General features: G+C 53.6%; 16 protein-coding genes. 5 read left to right on the top strand and 11 right to left on the bottom strand.

The genetic code is table 11. From position 1 onward, the window contains the following. Positions 1–10 precede the first annotated feature (10 nt). Positions 11–2095, bottom strand: a complete 2085-nt coding sequence (gene metG, locus ABDW36_RS07030; protein ID WP_343701169.1) for a methionine--tRNA ligase — start codon at positions 2093–2095, stop codon at positions 11–13. Positions 2096–2208: 113 nt separating this feature from the next. Here metG and ABDW36_RS07025 point away from each other — a divergent pair, with 113 nt between their 5' ends. After that, positions 2209–3120 (top strand): LD-carboxypeptidase, encoded by a 912-nt coding sequence (locus tag ABDW36_RS07025; RefSeq protein WP_343701168.1) that lies wholly within the window; start codon positions 2209–2211, stop codon positions 3118–3120. 2 nt (positions 3121–3122) lie between these two features. Here the strand turns inward: ABDW36_RS07025 and ABDW36_RS07020 are convergent, their stop codons facing one another. From ABDW36_RS07020 to ABDW36_RS07005, 4 genes are read right to left on the bottom strand one after another with little or no spacing between them, the layout of a single operon-like run. After that, the gene (locus ABDW36_RS07020; RefSeq protein ID WP_343701167.1) at positions 3123–3938 is read right to left on the bottom strand and encodes an alpha/beta fold hydrolase; all 816 of its coding nucleotides are present in this window, start codon (positions 3936–3938) and stop codon (positions 3123–3125) included. A gap of 4 nt (positions 3939–3942) precedes the next feature. Then, entirely contained in the window at positions 3943–4731 is a 789-nt protein-coding gene (locus ABDW36_RS07015; protein ID WP_343701166.1) for an alpha/beta fold hydrolase, read from the bottom strand. 2 nt (positions 4732–4733) lie between these two features. After that, complete coding sequence (locus ABDW36_RS07010; protein WP_343701165.1) at positions 4734–5540, bottom strand: HesA/MoeB/ThiF family protein; 807 nt, start codon at positions 5538–5540, stop codon at positions 4734–4736. 50 nt (positions 5541–5590) lie between these two features. Then, complete coding sequence (locus ABDW36_RS07005; protein WP_343701164.1) at positions 5591–6919, bottom strand: HAMP domain-containing sensor histidine kinase; 1329 nt, start codon at positions 6917–6919, stop codon at positions 5591–5593. A gap of 644 nt (positions 6920–7563) precedes the next feature. Here ABDW36_RS07005 and ABDW36_RS07000 point away from each other — a divergent pair. Beyond that, the gene (locus ABDW36_RS07000; RefSeq protein WP_343701163.1) at positions 7564–8115 is read left to right on the top strand and encodes a YqgE/AlgH family protein; all 552 of its coding nucleotides are present in this window, start codon (positions 7564–7566) and stop codon (positions 8113–8115) included. A 56-nt stretch (positions 8116–8171) separates the two neighbouring features. Here the strand turns inward: ABDW36_RS07000 and atpC are convergent, their stop codons facing one another. Further along, a complete protein-coding gene (atpC, locus tag ABDW36_RS06995) occupies positions 8172–8423 on the bottom strand; it encodes an ATP synthase F1 subunit epsilon (RefSeq protein ID WP_343701162.1) in 252 nt (83 codons plus the stop codon). A 34-nt stretch (positions 8424–8457) separates the two neighbouring features. Then, positions 8458–9957, bottom strand: coding sequence for a F0F1 ATP synthase subunit beta (gene atpD / locus ABDW36_RS06990; protein ID WP_343701161.1), 1500 nt, complete (start codon positions 9955–9957; stop codon positions 8458–8460). A gap of 213 nt (positions 9958–10170) precedes the next feature. On the opposite strand from atpD, the gene ABDW36_RS06985 reads away from it, so the two are divergent. Beyond that, positions 10171–11394, top strand: coding sequence for a metallophosphoesterase family protein (locus ABDW36_RS06985; protein WP_343701160.1), 1224 nt, complete (start codon positions 10171–10173; stop codon positions 11392–11394). 31 nt (positions 11395–11425) lie between these two features. Here the strand turns inward: ABDW36_RS06985 and ABDW36_RS06980 are convergent, their stop codons facing one another. The 4 genes from ABDW36_RS06980 to ABDW36_RS06965 all read right to left on the bottom strand — a co-directional run bounded on the left by ABDW36_RS06980 (position 11426) and on the right by ABDW36_RS06965 (position 16319). Further along, positions 11426–12031 (bottom strand): hypothetical protein, encoded by a 606-nt coding sequence (locus ABDW36_RS06980; protein ID WP_343701159.1) that lies wholly within the window; start codon positions 12029–12031, stop codon positions 11426–11428. A gap of 205 nt (positions 12032–12236) precedes the next feature. Further along, on the bottom strand, positions 12237–13718 hold the full coding sequence (locus ABDW36_RS06975) for a TolC family protein (protein WP_343701158.1): 1482 nt from the start codon (positions 13716–13718) through the stop codon (positions 12237–12239). Then, positions 13711–15057 (bottom strand): ABC transporter permease, encoded by a 1347-nt coding sequence (locus ABDW36_RS06970; RefSeq protein ID WP_343701157.1) that lies wholly within the window; start codon positions 15055–15057, stop codon positions 13711–13713. The genes ABDW36_RS06975 and ABDW36_RS06970 overlap by 8 nt, the downstream gene beginning before the upstream one ends. A gap of 11 nt (positions 15058–15068) precedes the next feature. Continuing rightward, entirely contained in the window at positions 15069–16319 is a 1251-nt protein-coding gene (locus ABDW36_RS06965; RefSeq protein WP_343701156.1) for an efflux RND transporter periplasmic adaptor subunit, read from the bottom strand. A 304-nt stretch (positions 16320–16623) separates the two neighbouring features. Here ABDW36_RS06965 and ABDW36_RS06960 point away from each other — a divergent pair, with 304 nt between their 5' ends. Further along, positions 16624–17784 (top strand): hypothetical protein, encoded by a 1161-nt coding sequence (locus ABDW36_RS06960; protein ID WP_343701155.1) that lies wholly within the window; start codon positions 16624–16626, stop codon positions 17782–17784. A gap of 94 nt (positions 17785–17878) precedes the next feature. Next, on the top strand, positions 17879–19939 hold the full coding sequence (locus tag ABDW36_RS06955) for a DNA polymerase III subunit gamma/tau (RefSeq protein WP_343701154.1): 2061 nt from the start codon (positions 17879–17881) through the stop codon (positions 19937–19939). Positions 19940–20022 lie beyond the last annotated feature (83 nt).

Genomic DNA, 20022 nt, shown 5'->3' with positions numbered 1-20022 from the left:
TCAATTTTTCTCAGCTCACACCGCTGCCCGGAGCTACAGCTTCCGAGGGGTTCACGAACACCAGGCGGCCGTCTTTATCTTCCGCCATCAGTATCATGCCCTGGCTTTCAATACCCCTCATTTTGCGCGGCGCCAGGTTGGCCACCAGCGTTACCTGTTTGCCTACAATGGCTTCGGGTGCGTAGTGCATGGCAATGCCGCTCACTACGGTGCGTTGCTCATCTCCCAGGTCTACCGTCAGTTTCAGCAGTTTATCCGCCTTTTCCACTTTCTCTGCCTGTACTATGGTACCTACTTTCAGGTCCAGTTTGGCAAAGTCGTCATACTGTATCTCCGCTTTTGTTGGTTTTTCCGGCGCGGGAGCGGCGGCGGGCGCAGCTTGCTGGGCAGTGGCCTGTTGCAGGCCGGCGTGCAGCTTGTCTACCTGCGCTTTCACCTGTTCGTCTTCCACTTTTTTGAACAGCAGCTCCGGCGCGCGCAGGGAATAACCCACGCTTACCAGCTTCATGCTGCCGGCATTTTCCCATTCCAGCATACGGTCTACCACTTTCAGCATGTGGCAGATCTTCTGCGCGGTGAAGGGCAGGAAGGGATTGGCGAAAATGGCGAGGTTGGCCGTCAGCTGCAGGCATACATGCAGGCAATTGTCTATCACCTGCTGGTTCTGCGCCTGCAGTTCAGGCGTTTTGGCCAGTATCCAGGGCTGCTTTTCCTGCAGGTAGCGGTTGCCTTCGCGGGCCACGTTCATTACTTCGGCCAGGGCGTCGCGGAAGCGGAAAGTTTCCAGTGATTCCGATATTCTCACTTTCGCTTCCTGCAGCATGGCGTAAATGGCATCGTCTGCCGCGTCTTTCGCCGCAGCATGCATGGGGGGCACTTTTCCGCCGCAAAGTTTGTGCATCAATACCATGGTACGGTTCACAAAATTGCCGAAAATAGCTACCAGTTCGTTGTTATTCCGGTCCTGGAAATCTTTCCAGGTAAAGTCATTATCCTTCGTTTCAGGGGCCGTGGCGCAAAGCACGTAGCGCAGCACGTCCTGCTGGTCGGGAAAATCCTTGATGTACTCATGCACCCATACCGCCCAGTTGCGGGAGGTAGACACTTTTTCGCCTTCTATGTTCAGGAACTCGTTGGCAGGCACATTGTCTGGCACCACAAAACCGCCGTGGGCCTTGAGCATGGCCGGGAAAATAATGCAGTGGAACACAATGTTGTCTTTCCCGATGAAGTGGATGAGCCTTGTATCTTCCCTGCACCAGTAATCCGCCCAGTTTTCCGTCAGCTCCTTGGTGGCGGAAATGTAGCCGATAGGCGCATCGAACCATACGTACAGCACCTTGCCTTCGGCGTCTTTCAGCGGCACCTTGATGCCCCAGTTACTGTCTCTCGTCATGGCGCGGCTCTGCAGCCCGTTATCCAGCCAGCTCTTGCACTGGCCGTACACGTTATTTTTCCATTCCTTATGGTCTTCAATGACGTATTGTTTCAGCCAGGGCTCATAGTTTTGCAGCGGCATGTACCAGTGTTTGGTTTTCCTTTTCACGGGCACAGCGTCACTGAGGGCGGAGCGGGGGTTGATCAGCTCGTCAGGACTGAGGGCGCTGCCGCAGCGCTCGCACTGGTCACCATAAGCTTTTTCGTTCCCGCACTTGGGGCAGGTGCCGATGATGTAGCGGTCTGCCAGGAACACCTGTTTCACTTCGTCAAAATACTGTTCGGACTCCTTCTCTTCGAAAACGCCGTCGTTATACATTTTCAGGAAGAAGTCTGAAGCCGTCTGGTGATGAATGGGGCGGGAAGTGCGGGAGAATATATCGAAAGAGATGCCCATGGCATCGAAGCTGTCTTTGATGATAGCGTAGTATTTGTCTACGATGTCTTGCGGGCTTACGTTTTCCTGCATGGCCTTGATGGTGATGGGAACGCCGTGCTCGTCTGTACCGCCCACAAATTTGACATCTGTTTTCCTGGCTCTCAGATACCGCACATAGATGTCCGACGGCAGGTAACACCCGGCCAGGTGGCCGATGTGTACGGGGCCATTTGCATAAGGTAGTGCTGCGGTCACCAGGTATCTGTTAAATTTTTGCATCTGAATATGATTCGTCTATTTAAAAATTAAAATTGTGGCAATATCATTTATTTTGTGCGCCGGGTAAAAGTACCCGATTTTTAATCAGCAAAGGTAAACTAAAGCGCTATAGAATGATCAAAATTCCGCCCTATCTCAAAAAAGGCGACCTGATAGGCATCACCTGCCCCAGCAGCAAAATGGAGCTGGCCGCGGCCGAATATGCGGCCGGTGTGATAGAAAGCTGGGGCTTCAGGGTGCACCTGGGCATTACGGTGGGCACCAGTTTTCATAATTTTTCCGCTCCTGACGAGCTGCGGCTGGAGGAATTGCAGGATATGATGGACCATCCGGACATCAAGGCCATCATTTTCGGCCGTGGGGGCTATGGCATGATCTGCATCCTTGACCGTATAGATTTCAGCCGTTTCCGCAAGCACCCCAAGTGGCTCTGCGGCTACAGCGACATTACCGCACTGCACGCCCACCTGCAGCAGCGGCAGAAAATAGCCAGCATCCACTCCATGATGTGCAGCGGCATTACCATGGCCACGCACGAGAACATATACGTCAACAGCCTGCGGGAAGCCCTGCTGGGCAAACGCAGCCGCTACACCTGCCAGCCCCATGCCATGGACCGCGGCGGCAAGGCCAAAGGCGCCCTGGTAGGCGGCAACCTCTCGCTGCTGGCCAATGTTTCCGGCTCCCGCTCGCAGATCAATACCAAAGGAAAAATACTGGTGCTGGAAGACATCGGGGAGTACCGGTACAATGTAGACCGGATGATGTACAACCTCAAACGCGCCGGCTGGCTGGATAACCTGGCCGGGCTGGTGGTAGGCTCGTTTACGGACGAAAGGGAAACAGAGACCCCTTTCGGCCAAACGGAGTATGAAATTATCCGCAACCTGGTACAGGAGTATGATTACCCGGTGGCATACGGCTTTCCTGTAGGCCACCAGGAGCAAAATTTTGCCCTGAAGCTGGGCATTCCGCATGAATTGAAAGTGAGCAGCAAAGGCGTGAGCCTGGAGGAGATGAAATAACCCTACAACGCCATCACGGAATCCAGCTTGCGGCGGTACAGCGGGTAATCCCGCAGGTTGTTATGCCCGCCGTCGGGAATAGTCACAAATTCATCGTCTTTCTTCAACAATTCTTCCAGCTTTTTACCGGATTTATACGGCACCGTTTCGTCTTCCGTACCATGAAAAATGGTGACGGGAGCCGTTACGGCCGGCAGGTATTCATAGGTGGGCAGGTTAAAATCCAGCATCAGGCTGTAAGGGTAAATGGGCGCCGCGCTGGAGGCTACGTCTTCAATGCTGTAATACGGCGTTTCCAGCAGCAGGCGCCGGCAATCCCGCACGGAGGCCAGGTGGGCGGCAATGCCCGTTCCCAGTGACTTGCCGTAGATCACTATCTGCCAGGGCGCAAACCGGCTGCGCGCCACCTTGTACATCAGCAGCGCATCCTCATACATAGCCGCTTCCGTGAGGCGGCCGGTGCTTTTGCCAAACTCCCGGTAATCCATCATCAGCACGTCGTAACCATGTCTGGTAAAATCAGGCGCCGCTTTGGCGTAGCGGTTGATGTTGGTGGAATTGCCGTGAAAATACAGCACCATGCCCCGCGGCCGGTTGGCCTTGAACAATACGGCGCTGAGCTTTACCTTTTTATTGACGGGTATCAGCAGTTCCTGGAAGGGAATGTCAAACTTGTACTGGTAGTTCACCGGCAGCACCTCCGGGTGGAAAAGGAGCTTGTTCTGCACAAAATAAAGTATCACCCCGGCGGCAAAGTACAGCCCGATGGCCCAGATGGCAATTTTCTTTACGTATTTCAGCACTTTCGTCTTTTCCATACAATTACTCCTGTAAAATATCCCTGATGAACGCATGATACTCCGGGAAGGAAGGCAGGTTGTTGTGGCCGCCGCCTTCAATGCGTATCAGCGTGATCCTGCGCGGGTTGAGCGCCTGCAGGCGCTGGCTGTGGCGGATGGGTATCAGCCGGTCACGGGTGCCGTGCAGGATGTAGGTATGGCATTGCACCTTCCTGATCCACAGGTCTGTCCGCAAATGGTACCGCAGCACCCAGCGCAGCGGTAAAATAGGCAAAAAACGCTTTACCACCCTGGCAAAACTGTAATACGGCGCGTCCAGTATGAGATAACGGGGATGATTGTCACTGGCCAGCTTGGCCGCAAAGCCGCTGCCTATGCTGCGCCCGTACACCAGTATGTGGTTTTCCGGATGTACGGCCACCAGGGAGCTGTAAACAAACTGCGCATCGTGCATCAGCTGGGACTCGCTTCTTTTACCGGTGCTTTTGCCAAACCCGCGGTAGTCTATCATCACCACTTCATAGCCGTAACGGGTAAAATCACGCGCAAATTTTCCCCAGCCTTTGATGCTGCGCGTGTTGCCATGGAAGTACAGCAGTATGCCCCGCGGCTGCGCTACGGTGAAATGCAGCCCGTTGATGCGCACGCCCGCGGCCGGTTCAAAAAACAGTTCTTTAAAAGGCTGATCGTACCGGAACACAAAATCAGGCCGCAGTTTTTCCGGTTTGAAAATAAACCGTTCCTGCACGAAGTAGACCAGGAGCAGCAGCACCAGGTATGCGGCAATAATGTATATAACGGTGGGGGACATTTCTAGTCTTCCACATCGGGCACCACTTCCAGCCCGTACTCCTCGGCGGTAAGCAGGCCGCGCGTTTTCACGGCCGCTATACCCGCGGCGTCTGCCGCCAGTTCAGACACTTCAAATTTCTGGTGAAGGTAATCGAACGTGTGCAGCTTGCCTGCCAGCCCCGGCACGCCGGCCAGGTACTTGATCACTTCGTTCACCATCAGCAGGGCGGTAGCGCCGTGGGTGGCGCCCATGGCGCCGGCGTCGAAGTTGCGGAACTCGTCTATCTGCAGCTCGCTGCAGCGGTAAGAGCCTGAGCGGGCGCCAGTGTCGAGCACCATGTTGAAGCCGCCCCACCAGGCCATCCAGTTATGCACTTCACCGGTCATGAACGGTTTGTTATGCAGCAGGCAGGCATCACTCACTACCAGGTGGGTGGCGCGGTGCTGGGAACAGTCTATCACCAGGTCAAACCCGCTGATCACCTGCTCCACATTATCCGGCTTCACCTGCACCAGCAGGGGGTAATGCTTGTTCCAGGGATTGAAGGAAAAGAGGCGGCTGGCAGCCATTTTGGCTTTATGCTTGCGCAGGTCCTGCATGTTGAAAAGCGGCTGGCGGTGCAGGTCTTCTTCCAGTATCACGCCATAGTCCGCAATACCGATTACACCGGTACCGGCCGCACTGAGGTATTGTATCAAAGGGCCGCCCAAACCGCCGGCCCCTATTACCAGGATGCGGGACGTTTTCAGCGTTTCCTGCAGGCCTATGCCCATACCCGGCACTGCAATGGGGTGTTTATATCGTTCCAGTTCTTTTTCTGACAGCATGAGAGCGAAGCTATTGATTCAATAATGCAAAGATAGGGAGAAAGCGCTTTTTACTCCTGCGGGAACTCCATGGTAAAGCGGCTTCCCTTGCCCAGTATGCTCTCCACCCTGATCTTGCCCTTGTGCGCATCTACAATGGCCTTTACGTAGCTCAGGCCCAGGCCGAAACCTTTTACGTTGTGCACGTTGCCGGTATGCGCGCGGTAAAATTTCTCGAAAATGCGGGATACCGTGTCCCTGCTCATGCCAATACCATTGTCTGCAATGGAGATCACCAGGTTCTTGCGGGTATTGCCGGTGGTGATGCGTATTTCCAGGTTGTCTTTGGAATATTTGATGGCATTGTCAAGCAGGTTGAAAATGAGATTGGAAAAATGCACTTCGTCCGCCTTGATGATGGGCTGCACCGCGTTGAGCTGCAGGTCTACCCTGCCGTTCTTGCCCTCCAGCTGCAGCTGCAGATTTTCTACCGTGCTGTTGATCAGCTGGTGCACGTCTATGGGCTGGAGGTTCAGCGCAATTTCTTCCTTTTCCATCAGCGCAGATTGCAGGATGGATTCCACCTGTTTGTTCATGCGCCGGTTCTCTTCCTTGATGATGCCGGAGAAGTAACGGATCTTGTCACGGTTGTCCATCACGCGCTCGTTGCCGATGGCGTCTATGGCCAGGGAAATGGTGGCCAGCGGCGTTTTTAGCTCGTGCGTCATGTTGTTGATGAAATCGCTCTTGATCTCCGACAGTTTTTTCTGTCCCAGCATGGTGCGGATGGTGAGGGCAAAAGCGGTGACGATGATGATGGTGAAAAGGATACCGCCGAATATCATCCATCCCAAAGATTTAAATACCGTGAGGCTGCTCTGCGGTACAAATACCACCAGCGCTTCTGTGGATGTAGTGCCAATGTCAGAGAGGGGGGTGATGTATTGCAGGTATAGCGCCGAGTCTTCTGCGGCACCTAATAACCTGTCTAAAAAACGAGGAGAACTGAACAATGCATACCCTTTGTTCAATACGCCAAATTCAAACACAGTGTCCAGTTTTCGATCTTTAAATGCACTTTTCAGCATCTCGGACACTTCCTGCTGGTCAAAACGCTGGCCCACAGAAATGTTAGGATTCACTACTTCCGGCAGGAAGAGGGAGCCGGCCGGTCCGGTCTGTTTATAAGCATCTATTTTCAGGCGGTTCAGTACCTGTATCTGGCGGTTCACCATGGCCTCTCCTACGGCAAAAATGGCTTCCTGCGTTTTCTGTTCCTTCTCTTCCCTTTTGATACGGGCCACGCTGTCTATCCAGCTGTATTGAATGTATATGATCCCCAACAGGGACAAGGTGATCAATGCAATGATGACAGGAAATATCTTCTTTAACGGCAGCATGTTACGGTCTGGTAATAAAACGATAAATATAGGGAAAATCCCCTCCTGGTGAACTAATTGCTATAGCAACTATGGTACAAAATTAATCCGTGGAAAGGCTTATCCGTGGCCCGCTCTGCTATAAACTACCACTTTAACGTAATTTTAACGCGGATTTTATGCTGTAATTATTTCCAGTTTCCATAACTTTGCATTGTCATCTGGTACCAAATTTGATGTATTCAGATAACACACAAAACAAGCGAATAAACTTTCTACATACATCGACGTGGATTCGTTCCATAAGCGATTTAGATTTTGGTTGATAAAATGGTAAGGGATCTTTCTAGGTCCCTTTTTCTTTTGCCCCTGCCCCGGAGCGGGTACCTTACCGGAGATCCTTAACACTCATTCAATTTATTCTTCATATCATCAGGGCCATACCCTGTTTTGACCCTGCTTACACCCTGTCTTGACCCTGTTTACAGTACCAAAGCAGGGTCAAAACAGGGTGTAAGCAGGGTGCAGGCAGGGGCGCCCGGGTACTTGGAAATTGTCCCGAAATAACCATGGTCAACAAACCTCCCCCGGCAAATTACCCGAAAAATAACCCCGGTTTTTCCCTTTTCTTGGCTAAATTTGGTCAGAGCTTAAGGAAAAAAGGTATGGATACACTGGCGCCTGGAATATTGCTGATAGCGGACCCTTTTCTGAAAGATCCGAATTTTGCCCGAACGGTGGTGCTGCTCTGCGAGCACCAGGAGGAAGGCAGCTTCGGCTTTGTAGTAAACCGGCAGTTTGAACAGAAGCTGGACGAACTGATACCGGCCGTTTTAACCCCCAATATCCCCGTTTTTTTTGGCGGCCCCGTACAAATGGACACCATTCATTTCATACACCAGCTGCCCGAGCTGATAGAAGGCGGTTTTGAAGTATTTCCCGGCATTTACTGGGGAGGCGACTTTGCGGCCGTAGTAGAGCTGATCAATGCCGGCGCAATTGACCTCCAGAAAATCAAGTTTTTCATTGGCTACTCCGGCTGGAGCAGCGGCCAGCTGGAAGGGGAACTGACGGAAAAAAGCTGGATCATTTCCAACATTAACCCGCCACTGCTGTTTTCGGAGAACGAGCAGGAAATCTGGAAACAGTCTCTGCAGGACAAAGGCAACAACTTTGCCATGATGGCCAATTTCCCCATAGACCCTTCCCTGAACTAAAAACAAAAGGCCAGGCATATAGCCCGGCCCTCTGGTATCTTTACCTGTAAGGTGATTTAAGCAACAGTAGCGCCTTCTACCAGTACGGTAGCCTTGTTGTTCAGCACCTCTACGAAGCCACCTTCAATGGTGTAATGCTCCGCCTGGTTCTTGTCTTTCAGCACCTTCATTTTGCCTTTGCCCAGCGCCGCAATAAGGGGAGCGTGGCGGTCCAGCACTTCAAAGGAGCCGTCTACACCCGGCAACTGGATTCCATACACATTGCCTGTGTACAGCTTTCTTTCAGGTGTTAATATTTCCAATAACATGTTAATCAGTTTAATGATGGATCGTCCGGCTGCCTTATTTGGCGGAAGACAGCAGTTTTTTGCCTTTTTCGATGGCATCGTCAATAGAACCAACCAGGTTGAAAGCTGCTTCCGGATACTCGTCCACCTCGCCGTCCATGATCATGTTAAAACCGCGGATGGTTTCTTCGATGGGCACCAGTACGCCTTTGAGGCCGGTGAACTGCTCTGCCACGTGGAAGGGCTGGCTGAGGAAACGTTCCACACGGCGGGCGCGGGATACGGTCAGTTTGTCCTCGTCGCTCAGCTCGTCCATACCCAGGATGGCAATGATGTCTTGCAGCTCTTTGTAGCGCTGGAGGATCATTTTCACACGCTGTGCGCAGTTGTAGTGGGCCTCACCTACGATGGCGGGGCTCAGGATGCGGCTGGTAGAGTCCAGCGGGTCTACCGCGGGGTAAATACCCTTGTCGGAGATCTTGCGGGACAGTACCGTGGTAGCGTCAAGGTGGGAGAAGGTAGTGGCCGGAGCAGGGTCGGTCAGGTCATCCGCCGGTACATATACCGCCTGTACGGAGGTAATAGAACCGTTTTTGGTGGAAGTGATACGTTCCTGCATCAGGCCCATTTCAGTGGCCAGGGTGGGCTGGTAACCTACCGCGGAAGGCATACGGCCTAACAGGGCGGATACTTCGGAACCTGCCTGGGTGAAACGGAAGATGTTATCTACGAAGAAGAGGATGTCACGGCCGCCGCCTGCAGTACCGTCACCATCACGGAAGTATTCCGCCATGGTAAGACCGGAGAGGGCTACACGCGCACGGGCGCCGGGGGGCTCGTTCATCTGGCCGAAAATGAAGGTGGCCTGGGATTCTTTCAGCTCTTCCCTGTCTACTGCAGACAGGTCCCAGCCGCCATGCTCCATGGATTCTTTAAATTTCTCGCCATATTTCACAATGCCTGCCTCGATCATTTCGCGCATCAGGTCATTCCCTTCACGGGTACGTTCACCTACACCGGCAAATACGGACAGACCGGCGTGGCCTTTGGCGATATTGTTGATCAGTTCCTGGATCAATACGGTTTTACCTACACCCGCACCACCGAACAGACCGATCTTACCACCTTTTGCATAAGGCTCGATCAGGTCAATTACCTTGATACCGGTAAAGAGCACTTCTGTATCTGTGGCGAGGTCTTCGAAACGGGGGGGCTGACGGTGGATGGGAGCGCCATTGGTAGCGTCCAGCTGGCCCAGACCGTCAATAGCTTCTCCTACCACGTTGAACAAACGGCCTTTGATGGCATCACCAGTAGGCATTTTGATGGGGGCGCCCTTGTCAACAACGGCCATTCCGCGAACCAGGCCGTCCGTAGAGTCCATCGCTACGGTACGAACGCTGTCCTCTCCCAGGTGTTGCTGTACTTCCAGCACCACTTTCTGGCCGTTTTCACGGGTAAGTTCGAGGGCGTTATAAATTTCGGGCAATTTTCCTTCAAAATGCACGTCCACAACGGGACCGATGATTTGTTTGATCTTACCTGTGTTAGGCATATTTCTTAGAAGTTTATTAATGCTAAAGCAAAATTTTGCGCAAAGGTAATATTTGAAGCCTGAAAACCCAAAATTATGAGAATTTGATTTGGGGTGATTTTCGTCAGGTTTACGGCCGCGCGGCAAATATATTAAGTTTGTGTTATAAGATAGAATTTTCCCTTTCCGCGCACTACTTTTACATGGCTACTCAACCTTTAAAAAACCCGATCCATGGAAGATAAGCAAGTTGTAGACCGCCGCAGTTTCCTGGGCGCCTTTGCCAAGGCCGGTATTGCCGGCAGCATCAGCCTCTCGCCCCTTGCAGTTGCCGCCGCGGCGGTGAAAGAAGACAAGGCCGCGGAGCCGGCGCCTTACGCCTTTGCCTGCCCGCCCTACCTGCAAAACCCGGAGCCTACCGCCGTCACCATCATGTGGATGAGCAACCGCCCGTCTTACAGCTGGGTAGAGCACGGCGAAACCTCCGCGCTGGGCAATGTTGCCCATCACGCAGAAGGGGGCATTGTAGACTCGTACAACCGCCTGCACCGCGTACGGCTGGAAAACCTGAAGCCGGACACTACTTATTATTACGCCGTAAAATCAAAGGAAATAGCTGAATTCCAGCCATATAAGCTCACCTACGGCGAAACTATTACCAGCGAGGTATTCAGCTTCAAAACACCCGCCCTGAAGCCCAAGGAGGTAAGCTGGCTGGTGATGAACGATATTCACGACCGGCCCAAAAGCATCCCCCACCTGGTGGGCCTGAACAAAGACCCGTACGATTTTGTGTTTTTCAACGGCGATATATTTGATTACCAGGTAGATGAACAACAGGTGATAGACCACCTGCTGCTGCCGGCCGGCCAGGCCTTCGCCTCGCAAAAGCCGTTCATCTTCACCCGCGGCAACCACGAAACCCGCGGCAAATACCGCCGGGAGCTGGGCAATTACTTTGACGGCCCCTATTATTTCGCCAAAACCTGGGGCCCGGTACATTTTACGGTGATAGATACGGGAGAAGACAAGGAAGATACCCACCCCGTATACGCCGGCATCGTCAACTTTGACCAGTACCGGGAAAAACAGGCGCAATGGTTTGCCCGGGTGGCACAAACGCCGGCCTTCAAAAAAGCGGCCTTCAGGGTGGTGATGATGCACATCCCGCATTATTATTCCGGGGACTGGCACGGCACCATGGAATGCCGCCGCCTCTTTGCGCCGCTGTTCGAAAAACACAAGGTAGACCTCAGCATATCCGGCCATACGCACCGTTACGGCATTCACCAGCCGGTAGCCGGGCAACATTCCTACCCCATCGTGATTGGCGGCGGGCCCAAGGAAGGCTTCCGCACGATCATGCGGGTGAAGGCTACGGAGAAGGACCTGAACCTGGTGATGATCAAGGATGATGGTACGGAAGTGGGGCGGGTAGATCTGAAGAGCAAACGATAAGCTATACACGCAAAAGAGCAGGCTTTGCAGCTTATTTAGCCGGCACGCATGCAAACGGGTCCTGGTCTCCCGGCGCCACGCGCTTGTCTTTAGACCAGCAAAAGTTCATAGGCTGGCTGGTAACGCTCACCAGCACAATGTTCACTTTGGTGCCTTTGCGGGAGTTGGAGGCCTGTACGGAGCCGGTGCCTTTTTCGGGGATGTTGTGTACGGTATACTGTTCGGTTTTGAATACGTTGCCGTTGCCACGGAGGTATTGCACGGCCACTACTGCATTATCAAGCGGGTACTCGGTCTGGTTGCGGACGGTGATCTTGAGGTCTTTGATGCCGCCCAGGAAACCGGTTTTATAATCTCCTGTATTCACGGAGATGTATTGTTTCCAGTTGCGGCGGTAATACTCCCGCCTGTCTACGAACTGGGCCTGGGCTTGCACCTGCAGGTCTTTACGGTCTGCTATCTGCTGTGCGTTGCGGCTACTGAGGGTAAGGCTGTTGCGCAGGTCACGGTTTTCCCTGATCAGCCTTTCGTTTTCCCGGAGCAATTGGCCCGCGCGTTTCTGTTCTGCACAGGATTTGACCCCCAGCGCTATAATAAAAATGCCCAATACGGCAAACAAGATCCATCTTTGCGTCATACGGTTGTTACAGAAAAAATAATGCCGGATTTGGTAAAACCCGGCATTTGACGGGCATCTGGAGGCCATATGCGTATTTCAGCGAGCTTTTCCCGTACCGGTTGCGCGGCCGGAAGCGAAATTGCGCAGTTGATGGCAACCAGTTCCTCACGTATCTTTGAGCGCTTCCTTGCCCGTTACAAGAGCGGGAAGCGGTGGTAGTTCCTTACTCTTCATTAAACTCGTAGCGTATCTTCCCGTCCCGTTCAAAATCATACAGGGTCAGCCTGCGCACGGTGTAGTAGGCATTCCAGAAATTGCGCAGGGCGGAAATATATCCCTGGCTGGCCTGGTCTTTTTCCTGCTGCGCCAGGTTGAGGTCTGTAATAGATATTTTACCGATCAGGTAGCGCTGTTTGGTAATCTCGTAACGCAGCTGGGCAATCGTATCTGCCTTGGTGGCGCTGGCCAGCAGCTTTTTCTGGATATTGAACTGCTGGGTTTGCAGGTATACCTCCTGCTCAAAGGAGCGCTCCGCCTGCTGCACGTCTATCTCTATCAGGTCACGGTTGGCCTTGGCCTGCCTCACGCGGTTGCGGGCGCGGCCCCAGTCCATTACGGGAATGGAAACGCCTACATTGAACCGCTGCTGCACCTCTCCCCCGCTGTACGCGCCTTTTATGGTACTGGGGTCCAGCCCGCCGCCGGCTTGCCCCATCTGCGCGGAAAGGTTCAGCTCGTAGCCGCTGTTGCCACGCGCCTGGGCCACATCCTGCTCCGCTTCCAGCCGCCGCCGGCGAAATTCCAGCACGGACTGCCGGTTGTTGCCGGCCTCGGCCACGGCCTTGTCCAGCGGCACGTCAAAAGTGGGCGTGTTATTGGGAAGCGTCAGCTCTATATCCGCGTCTTTCGGCATGTTCAGGAAACGTTTCAGCTCCTGGTAGGCAATCTCTTTCTGCAGGGTGGCCTGCTCCAGGGAGTTGCGCGCGTTCAGCAGGCTCAGCTCTATCTGCAGCAGCTCGTTCTCCGCAATTCTACCCAGGTCAAAGCGGCCTTTGGATATTTTATACAGCGTGTCCGTATTCTGTACATTCAGCTGGTAGATCTTTTCCTGCGTCTGCGCGGACAGGGCGGCAAAGAAAAAGGCGGAAGCATCCAGCGCCACGCGCTCCAGGTCTTCTACGTAGGTGCGTTTGCTTTCCTCGTACATCAACGGCGATATTTTACGCTCCCAGTTGTAAGGATTGTACAGGAAAGTGGGCTGGTTATAGTTGAGGGTAAAGGGAGTGGCCCAGTAGCTGGTTTTGCTTTCCGGTGAAAAAACGTCTACCCGCCCCAGGTCCGAGCGCACTGAAAAGATGCCGCCCGTCCACGGTACTATTTGCTGCAGGCCCAGGCCCAGCGTAGAGTTGGAAGTAGAGCGGCGGCGCACTTCTATTTCACCGTTCGGCTGCTCTATGGTAGTGGTTTCTCCCATAGGGCTGCTGGCGTTGTTGAAGTTCAGCACCAGGCGCGGCATTTGCCCCGCTTTAAAATACCGGTAAGCGTACAACGAGTTCAGCGCCCGGCTTTGCGCGCGGTAATAGGAGGGCGAACTGCGTTGCGCCATACCCACTACATCCTGCAATACCATTTTTTGCTGCGCAGCGGCTGCCGTTGCAATACTCATAGCGCAGAGGGAACATAAAAAGAATTTGAATCTAGGCATGACGTAAACATTCAATCGGGTTCTGGTTAGCCGCCTTCCGGGCGGGGGATATTCCGAATATCAGCCCAACGGAAGAAGCCAGTACAAAAGATAAGAAGATGGAAATAACGGAAATGATGGTTTTGATATCGGCCACCTTGTCTACAATATAAGCGCCCAGCACACCCAGGATAATGCCTATAAAACCGCCGCAGAGGCTGATGAGCACGGCCTCGAAGAGAAACTGCATCACAATGTCCCTTTTCTGCGCGCCCAGGGCCATGCGGATGCCGATTTCCTTGGTGCGCTCCAGCACGGAGGCCAGCATGATGTTCATAATGCCGATGCCGCCCACCAGCAGGGAAATGCCTGCAATGGCGCTGAGCACTATGTTGAACACGTCTTTCGTTTTCTGTTGCTGCTGCAGCAGCTGCTCCGGTATGCTCACTTCAAAGTCCATCACATCACTGTGCCGGCGCTTCAGCATGCGGCTGATGATGCCGGCGGAGGCGGTGAGCTGCTCCGGCTGCTGTACTTTTACCACCAGCTGGTCCAGCTGGTGAACAGACTGGTTAACGGGCTGGTTGCGGCTATCGTCATCTTCAAACCAGCTGCGGTGCTCGATGCGGATGGCCGGGTTGCGGTAACGCACCAGGGTGGTGCGGATGGGCACGTAAATGTCCATGTTATAGTCGCGGATGCCAAGGTTCTGCTTGGTGGCGCTGCTGATCAGCTTTTCATCCGTCACCCCTATGATCTTGAGCCACTGCTGGCCGCATTTGATCACTTTGCCCAGGGGGTCTTCAGAAATGAAGAACTTTCTTTTCACTCCCGCGCCAATGATACATACGCCTTCCCCGCCGCCCAGGTGCTGTTCATTGAACATTTTGCCGGAGGAAAGGCCGATGTTGTTGAGCGCAAAAAAAGACGGTTCCACGCCCACCATTTTCAGGCGTTTGCTTTTGCCGCTGTAAATCACATCCTGCTCCAGTATCATTTCAGGGCTGATGGCTTCCACGGTGGGCACCATTTTCAGGATGCTGTGCGCATCCTGCAGGCTGAGGCCTTTGGAGAACTTTTTCTTTTCTTCTTCCGTATTCTTGCCCTGCGCTGCTTTTTCTTCCTCGTCTTTCTTGTCTTCCAGCACCGGTTTGATCACAATGTTATTAACGCCCACCAGTTTCATCTGGTTCATGATCTCTTCTTTGGCGCCGCGGCCAATGGCCAGCATGGCTATTACCGCGCCTACGCCGAAAATAATGCCCAGCGCGGTCAGGAAAGACCTGAGACGGTTGGCCACGAGCGAATCCAGCGCAATGTTGAGATTGTTCATGTTACGGGCTCCCCATATTTTTCGCATGCTGTTGGTTTTTATTTGAGGAGAGTGAGCTTGTTGTCTTTTGCGGCGGGGGGCTCTGCCATGTACAGCCTGTCCCCTTTTTCCAGCCCTTTTTCTACCACCACTTCCTCATCGTTGCTTTTACCCAGCTTTACTTCGCGCTTCTCTATGGCGTTGCCTTTGCTCAAGTATACGTAGCTGTGCGTTTTTTCGCTGAACACGCATTCCAGCGGGATGATCATTTTGTCAGGTATCTGGTTGATGAGGATGTTGTTGGAGGTGGTCATGCCGGGTTTGAGAATGGAATCTACCTTGTCCAGCTTGATCATCACTTCAAACACCTTGGCATTGGAACCAGGGCGGTTCTCGCCGATGTTGGCCACGGAGGTGACGATGCCGCTGAGCTTTACTTCGGGGAAGGCGTCAAGGCCCATGGTCACTTTCTGTTCTCTTTTGATCTTGCTGATGTCTACCTCATTAATGTAGGTTTTGGACATCATGCTGGAAAGGTCTGGCAGCATGGCCAGGCGGGGGTCCCAGGAGCGGATGGCGGAGCCGGCTTTCTTTTTGCCGCCTGCCGCATAATCTACTATATATACCAGCAGTCCTTTTTTGGGGGCGGTAATGCGGAATTTGCTGCGCAGCTCTTCCAGGCTGCTTACCTGCTCCTGGCGGCGTTTCACTTCACGTGCGGCCTGGTCCATTTTGGCGGCGGCCTGCCGCTGCTGGATCTTGTATTTCTCCACGAGCTGGTCAAGGTCACGCTGGGCCTTTTCCAGGTCAAGCTCCGCCTGGCGGATGGTGGCCGGGGGCTCAAACTTGCTCAGCTCCAGGGCCAGCTTCTTCTGCTCCATCTGGAACCTGAGGTTCTGCATATTGTCTCGTGATTCCCGCATCTGCAGGGTAGTGTCCAGGGAGGTTTGAGACAGGGTGGTAACGGCCCTGTCCAGCTCCAGCTGCACGTCCCCTATCTTTTTGTTCACCACGGCAGGGTCAAGAGAGGCAATGTAGTCGCCTTCCTTCACATGGCTGCCTTCAGCCACCATGTCCTGTATCTTGATCTCTTCGTAGATCTGGTTGGATTGGAGGCCGGAGGGGGCCTGGATGTAAACGGTGTTTTCCGCCATCAGCTCCCCGGGGCTGACCACCACATCGCGGAAATTGCCTTTTTTTACTTCAATGATCGGGATAACGCCCGCAGGCTTATTTGCAAATACGTAGTAAAACACTACCAGGCAAACAATGAGGGATGCGGCAATGAGCCACCATTTTTTCTTGAACATAGGCAAAATGCGTGTGTGAATAGTTAAGTTATCAAAGGGTCAATTGAGCGCTGCGTCCATTCTGCTGCTTCTATGGTTTCCTAACCGGGATGCACGGGATCACTTTTTCCATAAAAAATTCAGGGATTTCTTTCCATCCAACTCTACGCGGATTCTTTTCATAAATATAGACGCCGAAGACTAAACGAAATGTTAATTGTGACAGACTGCACGGGCGCTGGGATAAAGTGCTGAAAAGACCGGATATCTCTGCAGAAATAATTAACGGAACAACATTAACTTTTATTTTTGTAAAATGCGCCCGATGCAATTAATTGTTGTAGAAAATGAAAAAACCGCCCGTCAGTTCCTGGATGTTCACGTGGAGCTGAACCGGGAGCAGGATGGCTGGATCCAGCCGCTGGACAAGGATATAGAAGAAGTATTCGACCCTGCCAGGAACAAGGCCTTCCGCTCGGGGGAGTGCATCCGCTGGGTGATGACGGACGCGCAGGGGCGCCTTGCCGGGCGCATTGCCGCATTTGTGAACAAAAAATACCGCTCCAAGGGAGACGACGTGCCCGTTGGCGGCGTTGGTTTTTTTGACTGCATCAATGACCAGGAGGCGGCCAACCTGCTGTTCAACACCGCCAAAGCCTGGCTGCAGGAAAGGGGCATGGGCGCTATGGACGGCCCTATTAACTTCGGGGACCGGGACCGGTGGTGGGGGCTGCAGGTGGAAGGCTATAAAAACCCGCCCTACGGCATGTCTTACAACCCGCCCTATTACCAGCAATTGTTTGAGAATTACGGTTTCAGGCTGTTTTTTAACCAGATCTGCTTTGCCCTGAACGTGAAAGACCGCGTACAGGAAAAATTCTACACCCGGCATGCCGCGCTGGCCAAAGACCCGGCCTACTCGGCCCGGCATATCAAAAAGGACCGGCTGGAAGATTTTGCGCAAGATTTTACCACCATTTATAATAAGGCATGGGCAGGCCATGGCGGCGGCAAGGAAATTACCAAAGAACAGACCCTGGTGCTGTTCAAAAAGATGAAACCCGTGATGGATGAGAAAATAGTGTGGTTTGCCTACTATAACAACGAGCCCATTGCCTGCTGGCTGAACCTGCCGGAGCTGAACCAGTACTTCAAACACATGGGCGGCAAGTTTGGCCTGCTGCAGAAGCTGCAGTTCCTGTGGCTGAAAATGACCGGGGCCTGCCGCAAGTTCACGGGCATTGTGTTTGGCGTGGTGCCTGAGTTCCAGGGCAAGGGGGTAGACGCCTACCTGATCATGGAGGGGGCTTCCATTATCCAGGGCCAAATGTTGTATGATGACTATGAGATGCAGTGGATAGGGGATTTTAACCCCAAAATGATCAATATCGCAGAAAGCCTGGGCACCTACCGCAGCCGGCGGCTGGTTACCTACCGCTACCTGTTTGACCGGGAGAAGGAGTTCAGGCGGCACCCTATAGTGTAGGCCGTGAAGCCTTGCCGGCGGGCCGCCGCGAAATCACTTTTTAGTTCCTACTTTTTGCGTTACTTTCGAACTTTGGAAAGGAGTCAGTCCCATCATGGAAAATTTTATTGTATCCGCCCGTAAGTACCGTCCGCAGAACTTCTCAACGGTAGTTGGGCAAGCCCATATCACCACAACGCTTAAAAATGCCATCCGCAACAACCAGCTGGCGCATGCCTTCCTGTTTTGCGGGCCGCGCGGCGTAGGTAAAACCACCTGTGCCCGCATACTGGCCAAAACCATCAACTGCGAGAATTTGCAGCCAGACGGGGAGGCCTGTAACGCGTGTAATTCCTGCCGCACCTTCAATGAGGGCAGCTCTTTTAATATTCATGAGCTGGATGCGGCCTCCAATAACTCCGTAGACGATATCCGCACCCTGGTAGACCAGGTACGGTTTGCTCCCCAGGCCGGCAAGTACAAGATCTATATCATAGATGAGGTGCACATGCTCAGCTCTTCGGCCTTCAACGCCTTTCTGAAAACGCTGGAAGAGCCCCCCTCCTATGCCATTTTTATACTGGCCACCACGGAAAAGCACAAAATTCTGCCCACCATCCTGAGCCGCTGCCAGATATTCGACTTCAAGCGCATCACCATACAGGATACGGTAGACCACCTGCAGGAGATCGTGGGCAAGGAAGGTATGACGGCGGAAGGCGACGCGCTGCACCTGATAGCCCAGAAAACCGACGGCTGCATGCGGGATTCCCTCAGCACGCTTGACAAGATCGTGAGCTTTACCGGCGGCCACCTCACCTACCAGAATACGCTGGAGCACCTCAACATACTGGACTACGATTATTTCTTCAAGGTAATGGACGCCGTGCTGACACAGGATGTAGCCGGCGCCCTGCTGATCTATGACGAAATTCTGCAGAAGGGTTTTGAAGGAGACAACTTCCTCGGCGGCTGGGCGGAATTTCTGCGCAACCTGCTGGTGTGTAAAGACGAGAAGGTGCTGCACCTGATGGAAGTAAGCGCCAACCTGAAAGACCGTTACAAGCAGATGAGCGGCCGGGTGAGCGCCGCCTACCTGGTTACCGCCCTGCACCTGCTGAATGAAAATGAAATAGGCTACCGCATGGCGCGCAACAAGCGCCTGCATGTGGAAATGGCGCTGATCAGGCTCTGTTACCTGCAGCAGGCCGTTACCCTCGTCAGCAACGACCAGAGCGGCGAAGTGGTAAAAAAAAACCTGATCCCTGAAGGGGCGCCGCAACGGCTGCGGGCTCCGATGGCCCAGCCCATTTATGGCAAACCCGCTACCAGCAAGAGTATTGCGGCAGATACCCCCCGGCTGACCATTGAAGTGGAGAAGGGGCAGGCGGGCACGGGCAATATGCCGCAACCGGGCGTACAAACTGCAACCGGTTCTGCAACGCACGCTCATGGCGCCGTAGCAGCCGCCGCTATGGCTACGCCGGCAGGCACTGCGAGCCCGGCAACGGGCGCCTCAGGTTTGGCTACGCCAGCTGGTGCAGGAACTGCAGGTTCAGCTGCGCCTGCAGGCGTTTCAGGCGCGGCTCACACAGCCGGTGCTCCCGGTACGGGAAGCGTTGGCCAATCACCGGTATCCGGCGCCATGCCGCCGCCATCGTCACGGCCCGCATCAGGCAATCCCGCCACGGCACCCACCACCAAGCTCACCGGCCTGGCCGCCATGAGAGAAGCCCTGGCCGCAAAACAGCAGCATGAGAACGCTGCAGCCGCGGCGGCCGCCTCCGCCAGCGTACCCCTTACCGCCGGCGCACTGGCAGTTTACTGGGAAGAATTTATAGACCGCTTCCGCCAGGCCAATAAAATGACCGTGGTGGGCAACCTGCAACTGGCACAGGTAGTGCTGCTGGGGCCTGAAGAAATAGGGCTCATCAGCCGTAACATTGTGCAGTACCGGTTCATGGAAGAAGAAAAGCTCGAAATATCAGATTTCTTCAAAAAGAAATTCAGGAACAAAGACCTGGTGCTCACCCTCTCGCTGGACGAAAGCCAGCAGGAAGTAGCAGATACCGGCCCCGCACCGCTTTCAAGCCGGGAGCAGTACGCCCGCATGGTTGAAAAATACCCGCTGGTGAAAGAGCTGAAAGACAGGCTGAACATGGAACTGGACTTTTAGGCAGTCCGTTTTTGATAATATCTATTTTTTAAACACCCTTCACCCGTATGCTTTGCGTTTTTGCGCAAAAACTTGTAGGTTTG

It is taken from the genome of Chitinophaga sp. (genome assembly GCF_039596455.1).
Lineage (GTDB): Bacteria > Bacteroidota > Bacteroidia > Chitinophagales > Chitinophagaceae > Chitinophaga.
The sequence above is the reverse complement of the archived record's forward strand: the minus strand, read 5'-3'. Positions and strand labels throughout refer to the sequence as shown.